This window comes from Micromonospora sp. NPDC002389 (assembly GCF_040296095.1).
Classification (GTDB): Bacteria; Actinomycetota; Actinomycetes; order Mycobacteriales; family Micromonosporaceae; genus Micromonospora.
Genome location: NZ_JBEOWP010000018.1, coordinates 66,205 through 88,083 on the forward strand (window position 1 = coordinate 66,205; position 21,879 = coordinate 88,083).

A 21,879-nucleotide genomic window follows, 5' to 3' on the forward strand; every position below is an offset into this window, starting at 1 on the left:
GACCTCGCGCAGGACAGGCACCGTCGGTCACGAGTCGCGGCGTAGTTCCCGGAGTACGCCGTGCCGGCGCAGGGCCCAGGTGAGGCGCCGGACGCTGGCGTGCCCGACGAACAGCACCGCCGCCCGACGGATCAGTCCGAACCGGTTGTTGCTCTTCTGGTCGTCGATCGCCTGCCAGATCAGCTCACGCACCCGGGCGCTGTCCAGGGCCGCGCGCACCTCGCGTCGCACCGTGGGGTCCTCGGCCGCCGACGCGATGGCCGCCGCCTGACCCGGTTGCCTGACCAGCGGTTGCACCGCTGCGACGAGAGGGCGACGCACCTCGCCCTTCTCCAGCAGCAGCAACACCGCTTCCCGGATCTCGGTCGTGTCCAGGCCGGTACGCAGCAGTTGCAACAGGCTGCGTTCCACCTCATGATCCTGGTCCGCCACGGACAACCTCGCCAGCAGGTGCGTCACCTCATCGAGATCGACCAGATGACGCAGCCCGTCCCGGAACTCCGGCAGCTCCCACGCCACCTGGAGGGCCTTGGCCAGATTGCGATCCATGGATAGCCGCTACCCGTTGCCACCGACCGCCGAAACCCCTCCGGCGGCCAGCGACTATCTGGGTTTCGTCGCGGGCCAGGACCCCGAGCAGTGGCTGCACCGGACGGCTGCCGGCTGACCCCGGGTCGAGGCTGGCGGCGCCGACCACGATCGGCCCGGGACCTAGGATGGTCTCGATGACCGTTCCCCAGGTACGACCCGACGACCTCCCCTCCGACGAAGAACGAGTCGAGGCGGCCCTGCGGCTGCTCTCCGGCGTACCGGTCGAGCTCGATGTCGCGACCAAGCGGCTCAGTCGGGGCAGCGGCGTCTACGCCTGGTGGGCCGACCCGCTGGTCCTGCCCGATCTCCCCGGGCCGCCGAACGAGCACGTCCCGTCGCTGCGGATGCTGTATCTCGGACGGGCGACCAGCCTGCGGGGCCGGATCCTGCGCAACCATCTGCGGCGGTCGGGCAGCTCGACGCTGCGCCGTACGCTGGCCGGGCTGTTGGTGGCGGAGGAATACCGGACGACGTGGACCGACCGGGTCGTCCTGGTCCCGGAGGACGAGGCACGGCTGACCGCGTGGATGACCGCGCACCTGCGGTTGACCTGGGCCGAGGACCCGGAGCCCACGACCATCGAGGCGGAACTCGTCCGGCGTCTGCACCCGCCGCTCAACGTTCACGGCGTCGGCCCGGAGCACCTTCAGGCGGCCGTGGTCGCCGCCAAGAACGCGTACCACGCCAGCAGCCAGCCGGACCAGCCCGCGCAGGCCCCCTGACCGGCAGGCGGTCGACGAATGAGCGGGGCAGCGACATGAGCGGCCACGCACACAGCGGCATCACCGACGCAGAGGTCCGCCAGGCGTGGGAGGGCCGGCTCGCACCGATCGTCCCCGCGCTGGTCCCGGCTGCGATACCACCGGGTACCCGCAGATTCCTCACCGAGGTCGGCCTACCCACGGTCGAGGTGCTCAACGTCTATTTCCCCGAGGGTGGCCACCTCCCTGACCCAATACGCCAAGGGCAGCTCCAGTTCCTCGTCGTCACCGCCGACCACTCGCACATCTGCCTCGCCGTCGAGTTGTCGTCCGAGCAGGCGTTCGAGTTCGCCGCTGCGGCAGCGCACCACACCCGTGTGATCAACTCCGACATCGCCGCACTGCTCTACTTCCTCGGCGTGCTGCGATCGACGATCTCCCGCCTGGACGACCTCGACGAGCAGGGACTACTCGATGCCGAGACCCTCGCCGAGGGCATGGCCGGCATCCGGGCGTCCCTGCTCGCCCGCGACCCCACGGCCGGGTACGGACAGACCCCGTGGACGCTCCTGTTGAACGACCTCGAGTCGCAGTTCGAGTGATGGCCGCCGGCTCGTGACGCTGTGCGGCCGGCACCGCCGGTCCGGTACGGCCATCGCCGCTGATGGAAGTCGTCCTCCCACCCGCACAGCGGGCAGAGTTCGTGGGATCCCGGTGGCGCCGAGAGCGACCGGTGTCCGCAGCACACACAGGGGTGACGGCTCCCCCGCTCAGCGTGCACTTCGGAGGTGTCAGGCAGGCGGGTCGGGGTCGGGGTCGGGCTGCGGTGGGGTCCGGGTCAGGATGACGTGACCTTGATATCCGGGGCCGAGGACGATGGTCGCCCGATGAACGGGCGGGGCGCCGTAGGCGCTGCTCTCCACCGCTGGCACCACCGGAGCGAAGTCCGGTCCGCCGAGGTCTCCGGCGTCTGCCGCGTCACCGTCGCCCATGACCACTCCCGCATCGTCGATTCCTGTTCCCATCATATCTTGTCTGCCACTATATTGGGTGGATGAGTTCTCGGGCGATGACCGAACCGGCCTTTTTCATCCTCACCGCACTGCTGGACGCCCCCCGTCACGGCTACGGGATCGTCGCGGAGGTCGCCGAACTGTCTCAGGGACGGGTGCAGCTGAAGATCGGCTCGCTGTACGGGGCACTGGAGCGGCTGGTCGGCGACGGCCTGGTCGAGTTGGACCGCGAGGAGGCATGGCAGGGACGACTGCGCCGGTACTACCGGCTGACCGAGCCCGGCCGCGAGGCCCTCGACGCGGAGGCCCAGCGGCTCGCCGCCAACGCGCGCCTCGCCTCGACCCGGCTGCGTGACCGGCGCAACCCGATCACAGGGACGTCCACGTGAGCCGGCTGGAGGAGCGCTACCGGCGCGTCCTGCGGCTGCTGCCCACCGCGTACCGGCAGGAGTGGGAGGACGACATGGTCGCCGCCTTCCTGGACAGCATGGACACCGGCGACCCCGAGACCACCGAGTACCTGGCCGACTACGGACGGCCGAGCCTGTCGGAGGTCGCCAGCATCGTGTCCCTGGCCGTCCGGCTGCGCCTCGGCGGCGCGGACGCGTCACCCCGCTCGTACGCCTGGGGTCAGGCCGTGCGCCTGGCGACCCTGATGACGATGCTGACCCACGCCGTCATGGTCACCGCCGGCATCGGCGTCACGCTCTGGCTCGCCGGGAAGATCGCCTGGCTGCCCGCACCGGCATCCGACTGGACACCCGCCACGTCGTCGAGCGTCTGGCTCACCACCTGGAATCTCGCCGGCTACGCCTGGCTGCCCGCCTACCTCGCGCTGGTCCTCGGGCAGCGGCGCGTGGCCCAGGCCATCGCCCTGATCGCCGTGGTGCCTCCCGTGATCACCACCGTCGTGACCCAGGCCGCCGGAGACACCCCACTGTCCGTCTCACCGTGGGCGATGCGGTTCGTCGACGTGCTGCTGCTCCTGGGCATGACGGCCTTCCACCAGGGCGCCCCACCGGTGTCGCGCCGACCGTGGCTGCTCGCCCTGCCGATCGGCATCCTCCTGGTTCCCGTACCGCTGTTCACCCTCCAGGCGGTCGAACCCGCGCTACGACTACTGGACTGGCCGGGCCTGTCCTGCGCCGCGGTCACCGTCGCCATCGCCGTCCACCTGACCGTACGCGGACCGCGTCGTCCCGCCCGTGCGCTGCCGTGGTCACTGGCGCTCACCCTGCTCGCCGCGGCCACCGTCATCCTGCGGGCCGCGACCCTGCCCGACTACCACCACCAGATCCAGCGCACCGCACTCACCACGATCGCGTCCGTGGAGGTCCTCGCCGTCCTGGCAGTGGGCGTACCCCTCGCCGTGCTGGCCCTGCGCGCGCTGCGCCGACTCCCGCCGGTCGCCGCCTCGACGTAGGGTCGGATCCATGCTGGAGTCGCAACGCGAAGGTGTCCCCCTCAACGACGGCGGCGAGCTGGACACGGCGCTGGCCTTCCTCGCCTTCGCCCGGTCCTGCGTCCTCAAGAAGGTCGACGGTCTGGACGACCAACAGCTACGACGCCGCCTGGTCGTCTCCGACACGACGCTACTGGGACTGGTCCGGCACCTGACCGACGCCGAACGGTACTGGTTCGGGTACACCCTGGCCGGCGACAATCGCCATGCCGACGTCGACTTCGACATGGCGGTCGACCCGGACCTCACCGGGGCGCAGATCGTCGACGACTACCGCCGCGCGATCGCCGAGAGCGACGCACACATCCGCGCGGCGGACGGCATCGACAGCCGCACCGCCCAGCCGGTGGACGACGGGCCGCGCACCCTGCGCTGGGTGCTGGCCCACATGACGAGCGAGACCGTGCGGCACGCCGGGCACGCCGACATCCTGCGGGAACTCGTCGACGGCGTCACCGGACGCTGAGCAGCCCTCGGTCAGCTCTCGGCGGCCGGGTCGGCGGTCGACTGCGTCGGCCAGAAGGGCCACTCCTCGAACGCGACGCAGCGACCGTCCTCGGCGAAACGCATGATCCACAAATCGCGGTACTCCTGGGGGACCCGGTCGCCGTAGCGGACCTCCAGCCGCGCCACCGCGGTGTCGCCCTCCACGGCGACGATCTCGCTGGCCATGTGGAACATCTCGTCGGGGCCGGTCCGCTCGCCCTCCCACATCGCGGCAATGGCCGGCAGGCCGACGACCGGCTTCCGGTACGGACCCTGCTGGTAGCTCGCCTGTGCCGTGAAGATCGTGGCGAGTACGTCCGTCCCCGGCGTCCGCCACGCCTGCTCGTAGGCCGCGAGCCAACCGGTCACCTGTTTCCTGTCCACGGATCTCAGCTTGCCACTCGGCCGGGCCGTCGGCGGCGATGTTCGCCCGACACCCGGGTCCGTCCTGAGGATCGCGACACATGACCGGCGACGCCCGTCGTGGGCAGTGCGGCGACCTCGACGCGTACGCGAGAAATATCCGGCGCGGTGAGACCCGGGCAGCCGATAGGTTGCAGCCCATGGGCAGAATCCTCTCTGTCAACCTGGCCGTGCCGGAGCGCAGCACCGCCAAACGGGTCGGCATCACCGGAATCAACAAGCAACCGGTTGACGGTCCCGTGACGGTCCGCGCCCCCGGGCCGAAGACCACCGGACTGCACAGTGGACTGATTGGCGACCAGATCTTCGACATCGCGCATCACGGTGGTGACGACCAGGCCGTGTACGCGTACGCCCGCGAGGACTACGACTGGTGGGAGGCGCGACTCGGCCGGGTGCTGCCCGGCGGGATCTTCGGCGAGAACCTCACGACGGTCGACGTCGACGTGAACGGCGCGGTGATCGGCGAGAGGTGGCTCATCGGCGACGGCCTCGTGCTGCAACCGACCTTCGGTCGCATCCCGTGCGTCACGTTCCAGGCCAAGATGGCAGAGCCCCACTGGCTCAAGACGTTCACCCGTGAGAACCGCCCCGGCGCCTACCTGCGCGTCCTGGAGCCCGGTGAGGTCCGTGCCGGTGATGCGGTGACCGTGACGGACCGGCCGGCCCACGGCGTGACGATCGCGGACGCCTTCCGCGCCTACATGACCGAGCCGGAACTGGTGCCCACGCTACTGGCGATCGACGGCCTGCCCGACGACCTCCGGGACGTCCTGAGCGGGCGGGCGTGACGTTCGGGATGCCGCGGGCCTCGGCGGACTCGCGCTGGCCGGTCCCGCCCCACCAGCCGAGGCGGGATACAGGGTCGCTGTCTCCAGCGGCCATGTGCCAGCATCACTTCCATGTCTGAGCTGACCGTCCGGAGCATGACCGAGATGGAGTTAAACCAGTGGTACTCCGGCCTCGTCCGCGCCTACGCCGACGAGCAGGTGGCGGCCGGCGAGGACGTCGTCCGCCGGCACGGCATCGCGGCCCTCGAACTGAACATGTTCGGTGACAACGACCGCGCACGGCGGCTCTATCAGAGTTCGGGCTACCGGGTGGTCACGCAACAGATGCGCAAGACGCTGACCGGTGAGGCGCGGTGAGCCGCCGCCACGATTGCACGCGGCGGTGCCGGCCGGCCCGAGGCGACGGTAGGTGACGGTGCCACTCCGGCGAAAGGGCTAGCCTACTGACATGGCGAGCGCTGAGCTGGATGAGTTGATCGTGGCGGACGCCGAGGAGCTACGCGCGTGGTTGTCGGCCAACCACGCCACGTCGCCCGGTGTCTGGCTCGCCCTGACCAAGAAGGGTGGCACGGTCACCACCCTGACCTGGCAGCAGGCGGTCGACGAGGCCCTGTGCTTCGGCTGGATCGACGGGCAGGCCAAGAAGCGGGACGAGGAGAGCTCCTGCATCCGGTTCACTCCGCGCCGGCCGCGCAGCATCTGGTCCCAACGCAACGTGTCGCACGTCGCGCGGCTGGAGGAGCAGGGGCGGATGCTGCCCGCCGGGCGTGCCGCCGTGGAGGCCGCGAAGGCGGACGGGCGGTGGGCCGCCGCGTACGCCCCGTCCTCGGAGGCCGAGGTGCCCGAGGATCTTCTCGCCGCGATCGCCGCCGAGCCCGCCGCCCAGGCCATGTTCGACGTGCTCACCAAGACCAACCGGTACGCGTTCGTGCACCGCCTCAACGCGGTGAAGCAGGCCCGGACCCGGGAGCGGAAGATCGTCGAGTTCGTCGCGATGTTGGCCCGGCACGAGACGTTCTACCCGCAGAAGGCCAAGCCGCCGCAGTCGGCGTCCGCCTGAGCGCCTGCTGCCGGTGGCGGACGGCCGGGCGCACTATCGTTGCGGCGTGCACATCCGTTTCGACATCCCCGCCGATCCCGCCTACCCCGGCCGCGTGGCCGCCGCGATGAGCCGTGACCAACTGCGCAGGTACGCCTCCGTCGGCGCGGTGCTGCTGACGGTCGGCGTGATCGGTCTGGTGGTGACGCGGGGGTCGTCGTGGGGCGAGCAGATCACGCCGTTGTGGATGGCGATGGCCATCGGTGGTCTGCTGGCGATGCTGTACTGGCCGTGGGTGCAGTGGCGGGCCCGGCGCCGCTCCGGCGGCTACGCCGTGGACGGTAGCTACGACATCACCGACGAGAACATCATGATGCGCAGCGGCTCGGAGTCCGGTGGCATCGCCTGGGCGGGTGTCTCGCGGGTGAAGGACACCCCGGAGTTCTGGGTCGTGTACGTCGACCGGATGCCGGCGACGGTGATCCCCCGCCGGTTGATGTCCGCCGGGGACGCCGAGACGCTGCGAGCCTTCATGGCCGCCCGTGGGCTACTTGAGGACGATGCGCACCGGCGCTGATCCGGCGCTACCCGGAATACTGGGCGTGGAGTTCGGCGTAGGGTCGACGCCGGTCGGGATGCCACCGGAGTCTGCCCATGCCGATCTCGGCGCAGCAGTGCGTCCCGGGTACGCGGGCTTGATGCGCCGGGCATTCCTCGGCCAGGGCGCGTACCTGCTCGGCCTCCCGCTCGAACGCTGCGCGGCTGCCGGTGAGCACCAACGTCTCGGCGGCAATGTCCCACCGCAGATGATCGCGGAACTCCTGATGCCAGCCCCGCCTATGCTCGGCGGTCGACAGCGAGGGCCACGCACCGGCGGGCAGGTCCACGGTGTGCGGCCGTCCCGGGCCCAGCCGCGTACGGACTTGTTTCCAGCGTGACGGCGGGAACGCGAGCCGGTGGTGCACCAGTATGAGGTCGAGCGGACGTCCCCATCCGCGATCGTCGCGCGAGCCGGTGCGGCGCAGCGGGAGAAAGACAATCGTGTACGGCGATCGGGCGGCCAGGCCCCAGGCCAGGGCGAACATCGTCGCGGTGGGCGCGTCGAGGCAGAACTGGGCGCCGAGACGGCCCTCGTAGAGGCCGGCGGAGCCCGGCACCCTCGCCGGGCGCACCACGCGGTGCTGCTGGTGCCCGAGCCGGACCGTACTGACCAGCACCCGCCAGGGGTGTCCGCCCAACCGTCGACCCACGCCCCATAACCTCCGATACCCGCCGTCCGGCCTCGCGTCGAGCATTGTCGTTGCAGCAGCCGCCACCCGGCCACGGAGTTTCCCTGTCGCGGGCTCAGAGGGGACCCAGGACCTCGTCGGGTGAGGCGTCCAGGGAGAGCGTTTCGAGCACCTGGAGCAACTGTCGCTCCTCGTACCGGAAATGGCTCTCCATGATCGCGGCGACACCCTCCAGGTGACGATCAAGCTCGGCGACCGGCGCGGCCCGGTCGATGGCGGCCTGCAGGCCGCCGAGCAGGTGCGCGATCATCGAATGATCCTGGCGGAGATAGCGCAGCACGGGCGCCAGCTCCGGGTGGGCCGCCTCGATCGCCGGAAACAGGGTGGCGTCCTCGCCCCGATGGTGTCCGTCGAGGGCAGCGCAGAACCCGTGGCAGTACAGCAGCAGGTCACGGGTGGCCGCCTCGCCGGATGTCCCGTCGGCGACTGCGGTGCGGACGAGGTCGAGCGCCTCACGGAGGCGGGTGTGGACCTGGCGAAGCTCGTAGCTCCAGGCGACGAGCCTGGTCGTCTCGCGCTCAGTCACGCGAAGACGAAGGATGCGACGTGAACACCGTCGGCCTCCCTCGGTAGGGCGCCTCCATGCCTGACACGGTCTGCCACCGGCACGCGACGCTCACCGGAGCATAGTTCATGGGTAGCCTGCCGTCGTGATCGATCTTGTCGCACGGCACACCGTCCTCGCGGTCGTGGTCGGGTCGCGGGCGTACGGGCTGCACGGCCCGGACTCCGACCATGACCGGCGTGGGGTGTTCGTGGCACCCACGCGTGCGTTCTGGCAGCTGGACAAGCCGCCCACCCACCTGGACGGACCGGCCGAGGAGCAGTTCTCCTGGGAGATCGAGCGGTTCTGTGTCCTGGCGCTGCAGGGCAATCCGACGGTGTTGGAGGTGCTCTGGTCCCCGCTGATCGAGGCGATCACGGTCGACGGGGAGGCGTTGCTGGCGACGCGGCGGGCGTTCCTGTCGCGGCGGGTGGCGGAGACCTACGGCAACTATGCCCGGGACCAGCTCGACCGGGTGACGGCACGGCGGGAGCGGACCGGCCAGACGAACCACAAGCAGGCCATGCACATGATCCGGCTACTGGTCGCCGGGGCGCACGTTCTGCGTACCGGTGAGGTGCTGGTCGACGTGCGGCATCTGCGTGAGGAACTCCTCGCGGTGCGGCGCGGTGATCTGGCCTGGGAGTCGGTCACCGCCTGGGCCGCCGACCTGCAGGCCGCCCTCGCCGACGCGGCCGTCGCCACCGCGCTGCCGGAGCAGCCCGACCGGACGGCCGTGGACCGTCTGCTCACCGCCGTCCGGGAGAGGAACCTGCGATGACCGTCGAGGTGCCGTCGTGGGCCGCCGAGGCCGCCCGATTACCGGCCCTGCCGACGACGAAGGGCAAGGAGATCTCTCCCTGCCCTTCTTAAAGATATAGCGCACCGGGGGGCTTGCGGCAAGGCCCCGGGTATGCCGCAGAATCGGCCGGCCGAGCCCACAAGCTGCGGAAACGGGGGCAGACGTGCGGGTGTTGATGTCGACTGGCGGCAGTCACGGGGAGGTCGGGCCGGGGTGCCCGACGGTGTCGGAGGTGTCGCGATGACCGAGCAGTACGTGGTGGATCTTCAGGAGGTCGACGCGACGCAGATCGCGATGGTCGGCGGCAAGGGCGCGCACCTGGGCGAGTTGTCCCGCATCGACGGCGTCTGGGTGCCGGCCGGGTTCTGCGTGACCACGGACGCCTTCCAGCGGATCATGGCGTACGCACCGGTCGGCACGCTGCTCGACGATCTGGCGGACCCGGCGGCGGACGACCGGGAGGTGATCGGCACGCACAGCGCGCGGATCCGCCGGATCATCGAAGGGGTCAGCGTCCCGGCCGAGGTCACGGCCGCGATCACCGGCGCCCTGGCGTGGTACGGGGAGCAGACCGCCTACGCGGTGCGGTCCAGCGCGACGGCCGAGGACCTGCCGTCGGCGTCGTTCGCCGGGCAGCAGGACACGTACCTGAACGTGGTGGGACCGTCGGCGGTCCTGGCGCACGTCCGGCGCTGTTGGGCGTCGCTGTTCACCGAGCGGGCCGTGGCCTACCGCCGACGCAACGGCATCGACCACCGGTCGGTGCGGATGGCGGTGGTGGTGCAGCAGATGGTCTTCCCGCAGGCGTCCGGCGTCCTGTTCACCGCCGACCCGGTCAGCGGCGACCGGACCGTCGCCACGGTGGACGCCGGCTTCGGTCTCGGTGAGGCCCTGGTCGCCGGGCTGGTGACCCCGGACGTCTACCGGGTACGCGCCGGCGAGGTCGTCGGCAGGTCGGTCGCCGCGAAGCAGTTCGCCGTGCAGGCCCTACCGACCGGCGGGACCGCGCAGGTGACGGTCGACGCGGCACGGCGTGCGCAGCCGGCGCTGACGGACCCGCAGGTCGTGGCGCTGGTGCAGCTCGGGCGGCGGATCGAGGCGCATTTCGGTCGGCCGCAGGACATCGAGTGGTGCCTGGCCGACGACCGGTTGCATGTCGTGCAGAGCCGACCGATCACCACGTTGTTCCCCGTTCCCGACCGCGACGACAGCGGTAACCACGTCTACGTCTCGGTGGGTCACCAGCAGATGATGACCGACCCGATGAAGCCGTTGGGCATCTCGGTGTGGCAGCGCACGGCCATGGCCCCGATGATCGAGGCCGGTGGCCGGCTGTTCGTCGACGCGATCCGGTTGTTGGCCGGTCCGGGCCGCGCCGCGTTCCTGGACATGATCGGCAGGTCCGACCCGTTGACCCGGGACGCGTTGCAGACCGTCCTGGACCGGGGCGACTTCGTCCCGACGCCGCCGGACGCCGCTGTCGCCGCTCCATCGGCCGGCGCAGCGCCCGCCCCGATCCCGACCGACCCGGCCGTCGTCGCCGAGCTGGTCGAGCGCAGCCAGGCGTCGATCGCGGCGCTGCGGCGGGACATCGCGCCGAAGACCGGGCCCGAGCTGTTCGATTTCCTGCTGGCGGCCTTCGAGGAGCACAAGCGTGTCCTCGCCGACCCGTTGAGCGGGCAGGCGATCATGGCGGGGATGGAGGCCACCTGGTGGCTCAACGACCGGTTGTGGGAGTGGCTGGGTGAGAAGAACGCCGCCGACACGCTCACGCTGTCCGTACCCGACAACGTCACCTCGGAGATGGGCCTGGCGCTGCTCGACGTCGCGGACGCCATCCGCCCGTACCCGCAGGTGGTGGCGTTCCTAAAGGGTGTCGACGACGACGGCTTCCTGGATCGGCTGCCCGAGGTCGCGGGCGGCGGCGAGGCACGCGACGCGATCGAGGCGTACCTGGAGCGGTACGGGATGCGGGGCGTCGGCGAGATCGACATCACCCGGCCACGGTGGCGTGAGCGTCCGAGCACCCTGTTGCCGGTGCTGTTGGACAACGTCCGCAACTTCGCTGCGGGCGAGGCCGGGCGACGCGTGGCGAACGGGCGGCAGCAGGCGCGGGAGAAGGAGCAGGAGATCCTGTCCCGGTTGCTGGCCCTGCCCGACGGGGAGGACAAGGCCGCCGAGACCAAGCGGATGATCGACCGGGTCCGCACCTTCGTCGGGTACCGGGAGTACCCGAAGTACGACATCGTCAGCCGCTACCTCGTCTACAAGCAGGCCCTGCTGGGCGAGGCCGAGCGCCTGGTGCGGGCCGGGGTGCTCGCCGAGGCGGAGGACGTCTTCTTCCTCACGTTCGGGGAGTTCCACGAGGTGACACGGACGCGCCGGGTGGACGCCGGGCTGATCCGGCAGCGCAGGGAGGCGTTCCGGTCGTACCACGCGCTCACTCCGCCCCGGGTGCTCACCTCCGACGGTGAGGCCCTGAGCGGGGCGTACCGGCGCGACGACGTGCCGGCCGGTGCCCTGGTCGGCCTGCCGGTTTCCACCGGGACCGTCGAGGGGCGCGCCCGGGTCGTCCTGGACCTCGGGCAGGCCGACCTCGCACCGGGAGACATCCTGGTCACCGCCTACACCGATCCCAGTTGGTCGCCGCTGTTCCTCGGCGTCGCGGGTCTGGTGACGGAGGTGGGCGGTCTGATGACCCACGGCGCGGTGATCGCCCGCGAGTACGGCCTGCCGGCCGTGGTCAGCGTCGAGGGGGCCACCCGGCTGATCCGGGACGGGCAGCGGATCCGGGTGCACGGCACCGACGGCTACGTCGAGATCCTGCCCTGACGCCGACCGCCGCCGACTCAGCCGCGAGCGGTGCCGGCCTGCGGTGGTAGCAGGCGAAGGTCGGCCTCGATGCGGGACGCGGCGGCCACCAGCGGCGGTATCAGGTCGCGTCGGATCGACTCGATGGAGTTGCGGCTGGCGTGTGCCGGGATGTTGACCGCTGCGACCACACTTCCGTTGCGGTCCCGGATCGGTGCGGCCACCGAGCGCAATCCCTCTTCCAGCTCCTGGTCGACGATGGCGTATCCCTGGTCGCGAATCCGGGTCAGCTCGTTGCGGAGCATCGTGGCGGAGGCGATGGTGCGGGAGGTGGGCCGTGCGAAGGGGACACGCTTGAGATGCAGTTCGAGCTCCTGTTCTGGCAGGTGGGCCAGCAGGACTCGGCCGACCGAGGTCAGGTAGGCCGGGAAGCGGGTGCCGACGGTGATCGACACCGTCATGATCCGGCTGGTCGGCACTCGGGCGACGTAGACGACGGCGTCGCCGTCGAGCACGCAGACGGAGGAGGACTCGTGTACCTCCTGGACCAGCCGTTGCAGGTGTGGTTGCGCGATCTCCGGCAGGCCGATGCTGGACAGGTACGCGTAACCCAGTTCCAGGATCTGGGGGCTGAGCCGGAACATCCGGCCGTCGCTCTGGACGTAGCCGAGATCGGTGAGGGTGAGCAGGAAGCGTCGGGCGGCGGCCCGGGTGAGGTCGCAGGCCCGGGCCACCTCGCTCAGCGTCAACTCGGGATGTGCGGCGTCGAAGGCGCGGATGACCGCCAGCCCACGTTCCAGGGACTGCACGAAGTGCGGCTCGCGGGCGGAGTCGGTCATCGATGGCCTTCCATGCAGTCCTGCTGATCCGGATCAGCGTAGCCGGGGGCGTGCCGGTCAACCGCCGTACCTGATGGTCGCGTGCGCCGCCCCACGGTCAGCCCTGGTCGGCGCCCGGTCCAGCCGTCGTCTGCAGTTCGCGCAGCGTCGCGAGTTCGACCGGCGTCGGCGCCGGCACGGGCTCCAGGGAGTCGGCCACGCGCAGCTCCCACCCCGTCTCGGCGCGCACCTGCTCGACGGTGACCCCCTGGTGCAGTTGGGTGAGGGTCAGTTCACGGGTGACCGGATCGGGTTCCAGCACGCCGAGGTCGGTGATCACACGTACGGGTCCACGCCCGCGCAGGTTGAGTCGCTCCCGGTCACCGGGCCCCTGACCGTGACCGACCGAGGTGACGAAGTCGACGCGTTCGACGAACGCACGCCGGTTGTGGCGCGCGACGACGAACACCTCGCGGCACGAGGCGGCGATCTCGGGCGCGCCGCCGGCGCCCGGCAGTCGCACCTTCGGGCGGTGGTAGTCGGTGCCGATCACCGTCGTGTTGATGTTGCCGTACCGGTCGATCTGGGCCGCACCGAGGAAACCGACGTCGATGCGGCCGGGCTGGAGCCAGTAGTTGAACATCTCCGGCACCGAGACCACCGTGTCCGCGGTCTCGGCCAGCACGCCGTCGCCGATCGACAGCGGCAGGTGGGTGGGCTTCGCACCGATGGTGCCGGACTCGTAGACCAACACCAGGTGGGGAGCGTGCACGCGGCGTGCCAGGTTGGCCGCGACGCTGGGGCGGCCGATGCCGACGAAGCAGCGGGCGCCGTCGTGCAGCGCTCGGGCCGCGGCGACGATCATCATCTCCTCGCCGGTCCAGGCGAGGGGCGTCGACGAGGGCTGTGCGGCAGCTTCCAGGGTCATCTCGGCAGACCTCCGTCCATGCTGGTCGTCCCGTACAGGTTGTCGTCGAGCCAGCTCTGGAAGGTCTCGCGGTTGCGGCTGACGGCGTCCCAGGCGACGTAGAAGTCGTTGTCCCGGTCGCTGTGGCCGTGGGCGTAGGAGGGGTGCGCACCACCCGGCACCTCGGCCACCATGGTGACCGCCCAGTGCGGGAGGACAACCGCGCCCGGGCGGTCCTCGAGCCGGTCGACGATCTTCTCCACGGTGACCAGTGCGCGGGTGGAGGCGAGGACCACCTCCTTGTGCACTCCGGTGATGCCCCAGAACTGGACATTGCCGGAGCGGTCCGCCCGTTGCGCGTGCACGATGCCGACGTCCGGGTTCAGCGCCGGCACCGCGGTCAGGGTCTCCCCGGTGAACGGGCAGGTGATCGGCTTGATGGTGTCGGTGAGTCCGACGAGGTCGGTGCCCGAGTAGCCCCGCAGCACCGCGAACGGAAGCCCGGACGCGCCGGCCACGTAGCGATTCGCCATGCCGGCGTGGCTGTGCTCCTCGATCTCCAACGGTGCCGGCCAGCCGCTCTGTACCGCGTCGCGGAACCGGTGCAGCGATCCCACCCCGGGGTTTCCCGCCCAGGAGAAGATCAGCTTGCGGGCACAGCCGGCACCGATCATCTGGTCGTAGACGATGTCCGGCGTCATCCGCACCAGGGTGAGGTCGCGGCGGCGCTGGCGGATGATCTCGTGACCGGCGGCCACCGGGATGAGATGGGTGAACCCTTCCAACGCCACGACGTCGCCGTCGTGAACCAAGGCCGCGACAGCATCACGCAGACTCGCGATCTCCCCCACCCAAGCCCCCTGTGCGCTATATGAACATTAGTTCGCTCTGCGCCTACCGTACGACTCACCAACAGCGACCGTCAAACCTGCGTGCCGGGGAGTGAGCACGCCAGGGCGATGCACCACCGCCGAAGTGGGTCAGTCATTGACCAAACATGAGAAGACTCGTACGTTCCCTTTGAGAACGATCGTGCGGATAAAGCACCAGCAGCCATCCGCGTCGGTGTCGGTCAGGGTCTCGCCGTCGTCCTGGAAGGAATCGGCTGATGAGTTCTTTGGAGCTGCCCTCCTACGAGCGTCCCCGCGGTCTGCACCCACCGCTGGCCAGTCCCGGTTACGGCTCCACCCTGTTGCGGGCACCGACCCAGCCACTGGTGCTGCTCCCGCACAACCTGACCGAGGTGACCGGCCCGTTGCTGGGCGAGGAACGGGTGAGCGAGGCCGACGCCGATCTCACCCTCGCCGCCGGAGGAGAGCCGCAGGGTCAGCGGATCATCGTGCAGGGCCGGGTGCTCGACGGCGACGGCCGTCCGGTGCCGCACACGCTCGTGGAGATCTGGCAGGCGAACGCGGCCGGGCGCTACCGCCACGCCCGGGACAACTGGGCGGCGCCGCTGGATCCGCACTTCACCGGAGTGGGGCGGACACTCACCGACGAGGCGGGCCGCTACCGTTTCGTCACCATCCGGCCAGGTGCCTACCCCTGGGGCAACCACCACAACGCGTGGCGGCCGGCGCACATCCATCTCTCGCTGTTCGGCCGGGCGTTCACCCAGCGGCTGGTCACGCAGATGTACTTCCCGGACGACCCGCTCATCCCGCTCGACCCGATCGCCAACTCGATCCCCGACGAGAAGGCGCGGCAGCGGTTGATATCCCGGTTCGACCTGGACGCCACCGTGCCGCACTGGGCCCTCGCGTACGAGTTCGACGTCGTGCTGCGTGGCCGCGCGGCGACCCCGATGGAGGAACCGCATGAGGACTGAGCTGACCGCGTCGCAGACCGTCGGTCCGTTCCTGCACATCGGTCTGCCCTGGCCCGACGGGCCGGACGTGGTGCCGGCAACGGCGGCCGGAGCGATCGTGATCAGCGGACGGATCGTCGACGGTGACGGCGCGCCGGTGCCGGACGCCCTGGTCGAGACGTGGCAGGCGGACTCCGACGGCAGGTTCGCGCATCCGGACGATCCGCGCGGCCCGGTGTACGGCTTCCGAGGGTTCGGCCGCTGCCCCACCGACGCCAACGGTGTCTACCGGATCCGTACGGTCAAGCCGGGGCCGCTGCCGACTCCGGACGGTGGCACCGAGGCGCCACACATCAACGTCTCCATCTTCGGCCGAGGTCTGCTCGACCGTCTCGTCACCCGGCTGTACTTCCCCGACGAGCCGGCCAACGCCGCCGATCCGGTGCTCACCGCGCTGCCCGACCCGGCCCGCCGGGCCACCCTGATCGCGGCCACCGCCGCCGACGGATACGTCTTCGACATCCGGCTCCGGGGCGAGCCCGAGACCGTCTTCTTCGATGTTTGACGCCCTGTTCTCCACGCCGGACGCGGTCTGCGCCACCGACTCCCGGGCGTGGCTGCAAGAGATGCTCCGCGTCGAGGCCGCCCTGGCTCTGGCCGGGGCGGCCATCGGGCTGATACCGCCCGATCGCGCCGCCGAGATCACCGCCGCCTGCCGACCGGAGCGGTACGACGTCGCCGACCTGAGCCGGCTGGCGGTCGCCTCGGCCTCGCCGGTCGTACCCCTGGTGGCGCAGTTGCGGGCCCGGGTGCCGGAAACCACTCGCCCTCTGGTGCACCTCGGCGCGACCAGCCAGGACGTCATGGACACCACCTTGGTGCTGGTCTCCCGCCGGTGCCTCGGTCCGCTCCTGGACGACCTGTGGGCGCTCGGTGACCGGCTCGCCGCGCTCGCCGACCACCACCGGAACACCGTCCAGATCGGGCGAACGCTGCTCCAACAGGCCGTGCCGACCAGCTTCGGCCTGGTCTGCGCGGGCTGGCTGGCCGGGGTGACGGAGGCCGCCAGCGGCCTCGCCCGGGCACACGACCGACTGCCCCTGCAATACGGCGGTGCGGTCGGTGCCCACGACGCGCTCGGTACGCACGGCCCCCGGATGGCCACCGCGCTCGGCGAGATCCTGGAGCTGCCGGTGCCGGCCCTGCCGTGGCACACCCGACGCGGCCCCGTGGTCGACCTCGGTACCGCGCTGGGCGCGGTCTGCGGTGCGCTCGCCACCATCGCCACCGCCGTGGTCTTGCTCGCGCAGAACGAGGTGGCCGAGGTGACCGAGGGCTCGCCCGGCGGTTCCTCGGCGATGCCGCACAAACGCAACCCCGCCCTCAGCACGCTGGTCATCGCCTGCGCGCACCAGGCGCCGGGCATGGTCGCCACCATCCTGGCGAGCCAACCGGTCGAGTTGCAACGCTCCGCCGGGCGCTGGCAGGCCGAGTGGCCGGCCGTCACCTCGCTGCTGCGGCTGACCGCGGCGGCGGCGCGACACGCGCGGACCGCCGTCGACTCGCTGCGGGTCGACGCCGCGCGGATGCGCGCCACGGTGGCCGGACAGGCCGGCGGTACGGCGGCCACCGACCCGCCCGGCGTACCGGCAGCAGCCGGGCAGCTCATCGACGACGCGTTGGAGGCGTACCGTGCCGCTCGCCCATGAGGTCACCGGGCCTGCCGACGCTCCCGTGCTCGTCCTGGGCGGCTCGCTCGGCACCACCCGAGCGATGTGGCGTCCCCAGGTCGCCGCGTTGTCCCAGCGGATGCGGGTGGTGACCTTCGACCACCGTGGGCACGGACGGTCGCCCACCGCCATCGGGCCGACCGGCCTCGCCGACCTGGGCGCGGACGTGGTCGACCTGCTCGACCACCTCGACCTGGGCCGTGTGCACTACGCGGGTCTCTCGCTCGGCGGCATGGTCGGCATGTGGCTGGCCGCGCACCGCCCGGCGCGGGTCGACCGGCTCGCCCTGCTCTGCACGGCCGCCCATCTGCCGCCCGCCGACGCCTGGCTGGCCCGGGCCGCCCAGGTCCGGGCGCATGGCACCGCGAGCCTGACCGACGTCCTGCTCGGTCGGTGGTTCACCGCCGGCTTCGCCGACCGTCATCCCGAGGTGGTGGCACCACTCGTCGCGGACCTGACCGCCGGTGACAGCGAGGGGTACGCGGCCTGCTGCGAAGCCATCGCCGCGATGGACCTGCGCCCGCTGCTGCCGACGATCACCGCGCCCACTCTGGTGGTCGCCGGTGCGGACGACCCGGCCACCCCGCCCCGCGACGCCCACGTCATCGCCGACGCCGTGCCCGGAGCACGGCTGGCGGTCCTGGACCGCGCGGCGCATCTGGCCAACCTGGAGCAGCCCGTGCGGGTGACCGACCTGCTGGCCGAACACTTTCTGGAGGAGTGATGGACGAACGCCGCGTGCAGGGGATGGCAGTCCGGCGGGAGGTGCTCGGCGACGCGCACGTGGACCGGGCCGTCGCCGAGACCGACGAGTTCACCGCCGACTTTCAGAACCTGATCACCCGGTATGCCTGGGGCGAGATCTGGACCCGACCGGGCCTGGACCGCCGTACCCGTAGCTGCATCACGCTCACCGCGCTGGTCGCCCACGGTCATCTCGGCGAGTTGGCGATGCACGTCCGGGCGGCGCTGCGCAACGGCCTCACCCCCGAGGAGATCAAAGAGGTGTTGCTGCAGTGCGCCGTCTACTGCGGTGTACCGGCCGCGAACGCGGCGTTCGGCGTCGCCGCGCGGGTGCTGCGGGAGGAGGCCGGCACCGGCTAGCCCGGGCCGCTGTCGCAGGACCAGGTCGCACCGGGCCCGACGCCCGGTGTGACGACATGTCAGGACGTCGGTTTCGGAAAGGGGAGAACAGGTGCGTACCCAGGTCGCGATCGTGGGGGCAGGCCCCGCTGGACTCTTACTGTCCCACCTGCTGCATCGTCAGGGCATCGACTCGGTGGTGGTGGAACGCCGCAGCCGCGAGTACGTCGAGCAGCGGGTCCGCGCCGGCGTGCTGGAGCAGAGCACCGTCGACCTCCTGCGCGAGATCGGGCTGGCTGACCGGCTCGACCGCGAGGGTCTGCCGCATCACGGCATCGCACTGCTCTTCGACGGCGTCGCGCATCGCATCCCGATGAGCGACCTGACCGGTGGGCGGGCCATCACCGTGTACGGGCAGCAGCACGTCGTCCGGGATCTGACCGAGGCGCGGCTCGCCACCGGCGGCCAGGTGTACTTCGAGGCCGACGACGTGACCGTGCTGGACGTGACGAGCTCGACACCGCGGGTCCGGTTCACCGTCGAGGGGCGGTCGACGGAACTGGAGTGCGACATCGTCGCCGGTTGTGACGGCTTCCACGGCGTCACGCGTGGTCTGCTGCCCGCGTCGGCACGATTCCTGGAGCGCGAGTACCCCTTCGGCTGGCTCGGTATCCTTGCCGCCGCTCCGCCCGTCGACGACGAGCTCATCTACGCCTATCACGAGCGGGGCTTCGCGCTGGCCAGCCTCCGGTCACCGACGATCAGCCGGCTCTATCTCCAGGTCGATCCGACCGAGGATCTCGCCGAGTGGCCGGACCAGCGCATCTGGGACGAACTCGGCACCCGGATCGGGCACGATGGCCGGAGTGTCAACGAGGGACCGATCCTGGAGAAGTCCATCGTCCCGATGCGCAGTTTCGTGTGCGAACCGATGCGACACGGGCGGCTGTTCCTCGCGGGGGACGCCGCGCACATCGTGCCGCCGACCGGGGCCAAGGGCCTGAACCTCGCGGTCCACGACGTGCACGTGCTGGCTGCCGCGCTGTCGCACTGGTACGCCACCGGCAGCGAGACCGGGCTCGACGAGTACTCAACCACCTGCCTGAACCGGGTCTGGCGGGTACAGCACTTCTCCTGGTGGATGACGTCGATGCTGCACCGCTTCCCACAGCACGACGCCTTTCAGCAACAGTTGCAGCGCGCGCAGTTGGAGTACGTCGTCTCCTCACCCGCCGCGGCGACCAGCCTCGCCGAGAACTACGTCGGACTGCCCTGGAGCTGATTCCGAAACGTCGCCGCTGGTCGTGTCGGCCGTGTCGCGGCGACCACGGAGACAGGCTTAAGGACGCCCGATCAGCTCACGGCGGCGACGGCGGCGTGCAGCCAGGTCGACGCCGGGGCGTGCCCGACGGGTTGCGGCGTGCCGTTGATGGTGGCGGTCAGCGAGTGGTACCTGCCGAGCAGCGCGACATGTCGGCTCACCTGCGGCCCGGGGTCGGCGGCGACGATCTGCCGCCGTACCCCGGTCAGATCCCGCTCGCCGCCGCGACTCGCGGCCAACGCCACCCACCGCGTCGCCAACCGCCGGGCCTCGCGGGAGTCGACCGGTACGCCGGCCTCGGCCGCGGCCCTGGCCTGCGCGAGGATTTCGACCTGTTCCGCGATCTCCGCCTCCGCCGCCGGGTCCTCCCGCTCGCGATCGGCCGCGCTGGCGAAGGTCTCCCCGAAGTACCGCCGGACCGCGTCCCGGAACCCGGCGTCGCGCACCATGTCGGCCAGCTCGATCCACGCGTCGAGTTGCTCGCCGGTGGGGTCCTCCGGCAGCCGGGGCCGCCACGGACGCAGGTAGTCGACGAACTCCCGCAGGTCGAGACCGGCGGTGACCTCGGTCCAGAACGCCTCCACGAGTTGCTCACGGTCGTCGTCGGACATCGACGCCAACCGGTGCACGAGACTCACCTGCCCGGCCTCGCTGTCCTGCCGCACGACCGCCCGCAGCACCGCCCGCCGGGTACGCAGCTGACCCATCTGCCGCTCGACGAGCGCCAGATGGGCGGCCGCGAGATCCCGCACCGTGATCTCGTCGGCCAGCAACCGACGGATCTCGTCCAGCCCCGCCCCCAGGTCCCGCAGCGTACGCACCAGTTCGAGGGCCGCCACACCCCGCGCGTCGTAGCACCGGTACCCGGCACCGGTGTACCCGGCCGGTGCGACGACGCCCTCGTCGGCATAGAACCGGATGGCGCTGACACTCAGACCCGTACGCCGGGCCGCATCCCCGATCGACAACCACTCGTCCATGGCCACCACCCTGGCGTCTCAAGCCGCTGGAGAGTCAACCGCGGACTCGGCTACTGCTCTGACCATGAACGTCACCGTGTTGGACGACACGCCGTCTGGCCTGTCGGTCGGGTGGGGTCGTGGCGGTCAGGCTGTGGCGATGTTCGTGTTCGGCGGAGACAACGCCGAAGTCCGACACCCGCCTACGGGTAGCGTCGCCCGCCGAGCGTGGATCAGTCGACGACCAGTGCCACCTTCCCCCGGACGTGGCCGGTCTCGACCTCGCGGTGTGCCGCAGCCGCGTCCTTCAGCGCGAAGGTCTTCCAGATCGGCAACTGCAGCTCTCCCGACGCGCAGAGCGCGGCGAGCTCGCCCAGCGTCTCGGCGGAGCGCGCACCCCGCAGACGCTTGATGCCGAGGCGGTTGGCCGCTTCCTGGTCGACCAGGGTGCCGATGCGCTCGCGGTCCTGCACCAGCTCGACGGAGGCGGTGATGGCGTCGCCGCCGATCCCGTCGAGCGCGGCGTCCACCCCGGACGGCGTCAGCTCACGTACCCGGTCGACCAGTCCGTCACCGTAGCTGACCGGCGTCGCGCCGAGGGAGCGCAGGTACTCGTGGTTGCCCTCGCTCGCGGTGCCGATGACCTTGGCGCCGAGTGCCACGGCGAGCTGCACCGCAACGGTGCCGACGCCACCGGCGGCGGCGTGCACGAGGAGCGTCTCGCCGGCGGTGATCCGCAGCTCCCGCAGGGCGTTCCAGGCGGTCTGCCCGACGGCCGACAGGCTGCCGGCGACCGCCCAGGGCAGGTCGGCAGGCTTAGGGGCAATCTGGTCGGGGGCGACGACCAGGTGTTCCACGTACGCCTCGGCGCTGGCGAACCCGAGCACCTCGTCGCCCACGGACACACCGCTCACGCCCTCGCCGACCTGGTCGACGACGCCCGCGAACTCGTTGCCGAGGGTCTGCGGGAACACGTCCGGACCGCCCATACCGGAGAAGGCGCCACGGCGGATCTTGCAGTCCACCGGGTTGACCCCGGCGGCACGTACGCGGATGCGCACCTGCCCGGGGCCGGCCTCGGGATCCGGCAGATCCACGGGCCGCAGGACGTCGGGATCGCCGAACTCGGTGAACTCGATCCTGGTGGTCACTCGGCAGCTCCAATATCGGGGGTGCGGGACATGGCGGCCGGTCGGCGCGGTTTGTCGAGCCGTGTCGGCTGTGGCCGGTTGGGCCTTGCGATACCGCCCGAAGTGCCGTGACGGCGACCCGATGCTAGCACGAAGCGGAGCGCTCCATTCT

At 70.9% G+C, this 21,879-nt stretch carries 27 protein-coding genes and 1 pseudogene; 17 read left to right on the forward strand and 11 right to left on the reverse strand.

The window, feature by feature from the left end:
* Window positions 1-27: 27 nt before the first annotated feature.
* Entirely contained in the window at window positions 28-549 is a 522-nt protein-coding gene (locus ABT008_RS26480; protein ID WP_350699432.1) for a hypothetical protein, read from the reverse strand.
* 176 nt (window positions 550-725) lie between these two features.
* On the opposite strand from ABT008_RS26480, the gene ABT008_RS26485 reads away from it, so the two are divergent.
* Both ABT008_RS26485 and ABT008_RS26490 read left to right on the forward strand, forming a co-directional pair.
* The gene (locus ABT008_RS26485; RefSeq protein ID WP_350699434.1) at window positions 726-1,313 is read left to right on the forward strand and encodes a GIY-YIG nuclease family protein; all 588 of its coding nucleotides are present in this window, start codon (window positions 726-728) and stop codon (window positions 1,311-1,313) included.
* Between the two features lie 35 nt (window positions 1,314-1,348).
* The gene (locus ABT008_RS26490; protein ID WP_350699435.1) at window positions 1,349-1,894 is read left to right on the forward strand and encodes an SUKH-4 family immunity protein; all 546 of its coding nucleotides are present in this window, start codon (window positions 1,349-1,351) and stop codon (window positions 1,892-1,894) included.
* Window positions 1,895-1,929: 35 nt separating this feature from the next.
* On the opposite strand, the pseudogene ABT008_RS26495 reads toward ABT008_RS26490, so the two are convergent.
* Both ABT008_RS26495 and ABT008_RS26500 read right to left on the reverse strand, forming a co-directional pair.
* Window positions 1,930-2,073 (reverse strand): annotated as a pseudogene (locus ABT008_RS26495) (CPCC family cysteine-rich protein); the annotation flags it as partial.
* A 10-nt stretch (window positions 2,074-2,083) separates the two neighbouring features.
* The gene (locus ABT008_RS26500; protein ID WP_350699437.1) at window positions 2,084-2,284 is read right to left on the reverse strand and encodes a hypothetical protein; all 201 of its coding nucleotides are present in this window, start codon (window positions 2,282-2,284) and stop codon (window positions 2,084-2,086) included.
* 62 nt (window positions 2,285-2,346) lie between these two features.
* Here ABT008_RS26500 and ABT008_RS26505 point away from each other — a divergent pair, with 62 nt between their 5' ends.
* The 3 genes from ABT008_RS26505 to ABT008_RS26515 are packed head-to-tail and all read left to right on the forward strand — an operon-like array spanning window position 2,347 to window position 4,233.
* The gene (locus tag ABT008_RS26505) at window positions 2,347-2,694 is read left to right on the forward strand and encodes a PadR family transcriptional regulator (protein ID WP_350699439.1); all 348 of its coding nucleotides are present in this window, start codon (window positions 2,347-2,349) and stop codon (window positions 2,692-2,694) included.
* Entirely contained in the window at window positions 2,691-3,728 is a 1,038-nt protein-coding gene (locus ABT008_RS26510) for a hypothetical protein (RefSeq protein ID WP_350699440.1), read from the forward strand. The genes ABT008_RS26505 and ABT008_RS26510 overlap by 4 nt, the downstream gene beginning before the upstream one ends.
* A 10-nt stretch (window positions 3,729-3,738) precedes the next feature.
* A complete protein-coding gene (locus tag ABT008_RS26515; protein ID WP_350699441.1) occupies window positions 3,739-4,233 on the forward strand; it encodes a DinB family protein in 495 nt (164 codons plus the stop codon).
* Between the two features lie 11 nt (window positions 4,234-4,244).
* Here ABT008_RS26515 and ABT008_RS26520 read toward each other — a convergent pair whose 3' ends face one another.
* Window positions 4,245-4,637, reverse strand: a complete 393-nt coding sequence (locus tag ABT008_RS26520; RefSeq protein WP_350699443.1) for a nuclear transport factor 2 family protein — start codon at window positions 4,635-4,637, stop codon at window positions 4,245-4,247.
* 179 nt (window positions 4,638-4,816) lie between these two features.
* On the opposite strand from ABT008_RS26520, the gene ABT008_RS26525 reads away from it, so the two are divergent.
* From ABT008_RS26525 to ABT008_RS26540, 4 genes are all read left to right on the forward strand, one after another.
* Window positions 4,817-5,467: an MOSC domain-containing protein gene (locus ABT008_RS26525; protein ID WP_350699445.1), complete on the forward strand. Its 651-nt coding sequence runs from the start codon at window positions 4,817-4,819 to the stop codon at window positions 5,465-5,467.
* Window positions 5,468-5,578: 111 nt separating this feature from the next.
* Window positions 5,579-5,824, forward strand: coding sequence for a GNAT family N-acetyltransferase (locus ABT008_RS26530; RefSeq protein ID WP_350699447.1), 246 nt, complete (start codon window positions 5,579-5,581; stop codon window positions 5,822-5,824).
* Between the two features lie 91 nt (window positions 5,825-5,915).
* The gene (locus ABT008_RS26535) at window positions 5,916-6,527 is read left to right on the forward strand and encodes a YdeI/OmpD-associated family protein (RefSeq protein WP_350699449.1); all 612 of its coding nucleotides are present in this window, start codon (window positions 5,916-5,918) and stop codon (window positions 6,525-6,527) included.
* Between the two features lie 46 nt (window positions 6,528-6,573).
* Window positions 6,574-7,083 carry a YcxB family protein gene (locus tag ABT008_RS26540; protein ID WP_350699451.1) on the forward strand — a complete coding sequence of 170 codons (510 nt, stop codon included), beginning with the start codon at window positions 6,574-6,576 and terminating at the stop codon, window positions 7,081-7,083.
* 7 nt (window positions 7,084-7,090) lie between these two features.
* On the opposite strand, the gene ABT008_RS26545 is transcribed toward ABT008_RS26540, so the two are convergent.
* Entirely contained in the window at window positions 7,091-7,756 is a 666-nt protein-coding gene (locus ABT008_RS26545) for a hypothetical protein (RefSeq protein ID WP_350699452.1), read from the reverse strand.
* Between the two features lie 94 nt (window positions 7,757-7,850).
* Window positions 7,851-8,321 (reverse strand): hemerythrin domain-containing protein, encoded by a 471-nt coding sequence (locus ABT008_RS26550; protein WP_350699453.1) that lies wholly within the window; start codon window positions 8,319-8,321, stop codon window positions 7,851-7,853.
* A gap of 124 nt (window positions 8,322-8,445) precedes the next feature.
* Between ABT008_RS26550 and ABT008_RS26555 the strand changes: the two genes are divergently transcribed.
* The gene (locus ABT008_RS26555) at window positions 8,446-9,120 is read left to right on the forward strand and encodes a nucleotidyltransferase domain-containing protein (protein WP_350699454.1); all 675 of its coding nucleotides are present in this window, start codon (window positions 8,446-8,448) and stop codon (window positions 9,118-9,120) included.
* Between the two features lie 261 nt (window positions 9,121-9,381).
* Window positions 9,382-11,973 (forward strand): rifamycin-inactivating phosphotransferase, encoded by a 2,592-nt coding sequence (rph, locus tag ABT008_RS26560; protein ID WP_350699455.1) that lies wholly within the window; start codon window positions 9,382-9,384, stop codon window positions 11,971-11,973.
* 17 nt (window positions 11,974-11,990) lie between these two features.
* Here rph and ABT008_RS26565 read toward each other — a convergent pair whose 3' ends face one another.
* The 3 genes from ABT008_RS26565 to ABT008_RS26575 form a co-directional block, all read right to left on the reverse strand.
* On the reverse strand, window positions 11,991-12,791 hold the full coding sequence (locus ABT008_RS26565) for an IclR family transcriptional regulator domain-containing protein (protein ID WP_350699456.1): 801 nt from the start codon (window positions 12,789-12,791) through the stop codon (window positions 11,991-11,993).
* Window positions 12,792-12,888: 97 nt separating this feature from the next.
* Complete coding sequence (locus ABT008_RS26570; RefSeq protein WP_350699457.1) at window positions 12,889-13,698, reverse strand: CoA-transferase subunit beta; 810 nt, start codon at window positions 13,696-13,698, stop codon at window positions 12,889-12,891.
* Entirely contained in the window at window positions 13,695-14,528 is an 834-nt protein-coding gene (locus tag ABT008_RS26575; RefSeq protein WP_350699458.1) for a CoA transferase subunit A, read from the reverse strand. The genes ABT008_RS26570 and ABT008_RS26575 overlap by 4 nt, the downstream gene beginning before the upstream one ends.
* A 257-nt stretch (window positions 14,529-14,785) precedes the next feature.
* Between ABT008_RS26575 and pcaH the strand changes: the two genes are divergently transcribed.
* The 6 genes from pcaH (at window position 14,786) to pobA (ending at window position 19,579) form a co-directional block, all read left to right on the forward strand.
* Window positions 14,786-15,505, forward strand: coding sequence for a protocatechuate 3,4-dioxygenase subunit beta (gene pcaH / locus ABT008_RS26580; RefSeq protein ID WP_350699459.1), 720 nt, complete (start codon window positions 14,786-14,788; stop codon window positions 15,503-15,505).
* A complete protein-coding gene (gene pcaG, locus ABT008_RS26585; protein WP_350699460.1) occupies window positions 15,495-16,049 on the forward strand; it encodes a protocatechuate 3,4-dioxygenase subunit alpha in 555 nt (184 codons plus the stop codon). The genes pcaH and pcaG overlap by 11 nt, the downstream gene beginning before the upstream one ends.
* The gene (locus ABT008_RS26590) at window positions 16,042-17,193 is read left to right on the forward strand and encodes a lyase family protein (protein ID WP_350699461.1); all 1,152 of its coding nucleotides are present in this window, start codon (window positions 16,042-16,044) and stop codon (window positions 17,191-17,193) included. Before pcaG ends, ABT008_RS26590 begins: the two co-directional genes overlap by 8 nt.
* Complete coding sequence (gene pcaD / locus ABT008_RS26595) at window positions 17,177-17,938, forward strand: 3-oxoadipate enol-lactonase (RefSeq protein ID WP_350699462.1); 762 nt, start codon at window positions 17,177-17,179, stop codon at window positions 17,936-17,938. The genes ABT008_RS26590 and pcaD overlap by 17 nt, the downstream gene beginning before the upstream one ends.
* A complete protein-coding gene (gene pcaC / locus ABT008_RS26600) occupies window positions 17,938-18,318 on the forward strand; it encodes a 4-carboxymuconolactone decarboxylase (RefSeq protein ID WP_350699464.1) in 381 nt (126 codons plus the stop codon). The genes pcaD and pcaC overlap by 1 nt, the downstream gene beginning before the upstream one ends.
* Before the next feature lie 91 nt (window positions 18,319-18,409).
* Window positions 18,410-19,579: a 4-hydroxybenzoate 3-monooxygenase gene (gene pobA / locus ABT008_RS26605; RefSeq protein ID WP_350699466.1), complete on the forward strand. Its 1,170-nt coding sequence runs from the start codon at window positions 18,410-18,412 to the stop codon at window positions 19,577-19,579.
* Window positions 19,580-19,650: 71 nt separating this feature from the next.
* Here pobA and ABT008_RS26610 read toward each other — a convergent pair whose 3' ends face one another.
* Window positions 19,651-20,598, reverse strand: a complete 948-nt coding sequence (locus ABT008_RS26610; RefSeq protein WP_350699467.1) for a helix-turn-helix domain-containing protein — start codon at window positions 20,596-20,598, stop codon at window positions 19,651-19,653.
* A 212-nt stretch (window positions 20,599-20,810) separates the two neighbouring features.
* Window positions 20,811-21,728, reverse strand: a complete 918-nt coding sequence (locus tag ABT008_RS26615; RefSeq protein WP_350699468.1) for an NADP-dependent oxidoreductase — start codon at window positions 21,726-21,728, stop codon at window positions 20,811-20,813.
* Between the last annotated feature and the right edge of the window lie 151 nt (window positions 21,729-21,879).

Bases quoted from the DNA above. Each gene is read 5' to 3' on its own strand.
- ABT008_RS26535 (WP_350699449.1), top strand. From the start codon at position 5,916: ATGGCGAGCGCTGAGCTGGATGAGTTGATCGTGGCGGACGCCGAGGAG.
- ABT008_RS26565 (WP_350699456.1), bottom strand. From the start codon at position 12,791: ATGACCGACTCCGCCCGCGAGCCGCACTTCGTGCAGTCCCTGGAACGT.
- ABT008_RS26515 (WP_350699441.1), top strand. From the start codon at position 3,739: ATGCTGGAGTCGCAACGCGAAGGTGTCCCCCTCAACGACGGCGGCGAG.
- pcaH (WP_350699459.1), top strand. From the start codon at position 14,786: ATGAGTTCTTTGGAGCTGCCCTCCTACGAGCGTCCCCGCGGTCTGCAC.
- ABT008_RS26480 (WP_350699432.1), bottom strand. From the start codon at position 549: ATGGATCGCAATCTGGCCAAGGCCCTCCAGGTGGCGTGGGAGCTGCCG.
- ABT008_RS26610 (WP_350699467.1), bottom strand. From the start codon at position 20,598: ATGGACGAGTGGTTGTCGATCGGGGATGCGGCCCGGCGTACGGGTCTG.
- ABT008_RS26525 (WP_350699445.1), top strand. From the start codon at position 4,817: ATGGGCAGAATCCTCTCTGTCAACCTGGCCGTGCCGGAGCGCAGCACC.
- ABT008_RS26570 (WP_350699457.1), bottom strand. From the start codon at position 13,698: ATGACCCTGGAAGCTGCCGCACAGCCCTCGTCGACGCCCCTCGCCTGG.
- ABT008_RS26505 (WP_350699439.1), top strand. From the start codon at position 2,347: ATGAGTTCTCGGGCGATGACCGAACCGGCCTTTTTCATCCTCACCGCA.
- rph (WP_350699455.1), top strand. From the start codon at position 9,382: ATGACCGAGCAGTACGTGGTGGATCTTCAGGAGGTCGACGCGACGCAG.
- pcaC (WP_350699464.1), top strand. From the start codon at position 17,938: ATGGACGAACGCCGCGTGCAGGGGATGGCAGTCCGGCGGGAGGTGCTC.
- ABT008_RS26500 (WP_350699437.1), bottom strand. From the start codon at position 2,284: ATGGGCGACGGTGACGCGGCAGACGCCGGAGACCTCGGCGGACCGGAC.
- ABT008_RS26590 (WP_350699461.1), top strand. From the start codon at position 16,042: ATGTTTGACGCCCTGTTCTCCACGCCGGACGCGGTCTGCGCCACCGAC.
- ABT008_RS26490 (WP_350699435.1), top strand. From the start codon at position 1,349: ATGAGCGGCCACGCACACAGCGGCATCACCGACGCAGAGGTCCGCCAG.
- ABT008_RS26530 (WP_350699447.1), top strand. From the start codon at position 5,579: ATGTCTGAGCTGACCGTCCGGAGCATGACCGAGATGGAGTTAAACCAG.
- ABT008_RS26485 (WP_350699434.1), top strand. From the start codon at position 726: ATGACCGTTCCCCAGGTACGACCCGACGACCTCCCCTCCGACGAAGAA.
- pcaG (WP_350699460.1), top strand. From the start codon at position 15,495: ATGAGGACTGAGCTGACCGCGTCGCAGACCGTCGGTCCGTTCCTGCAC.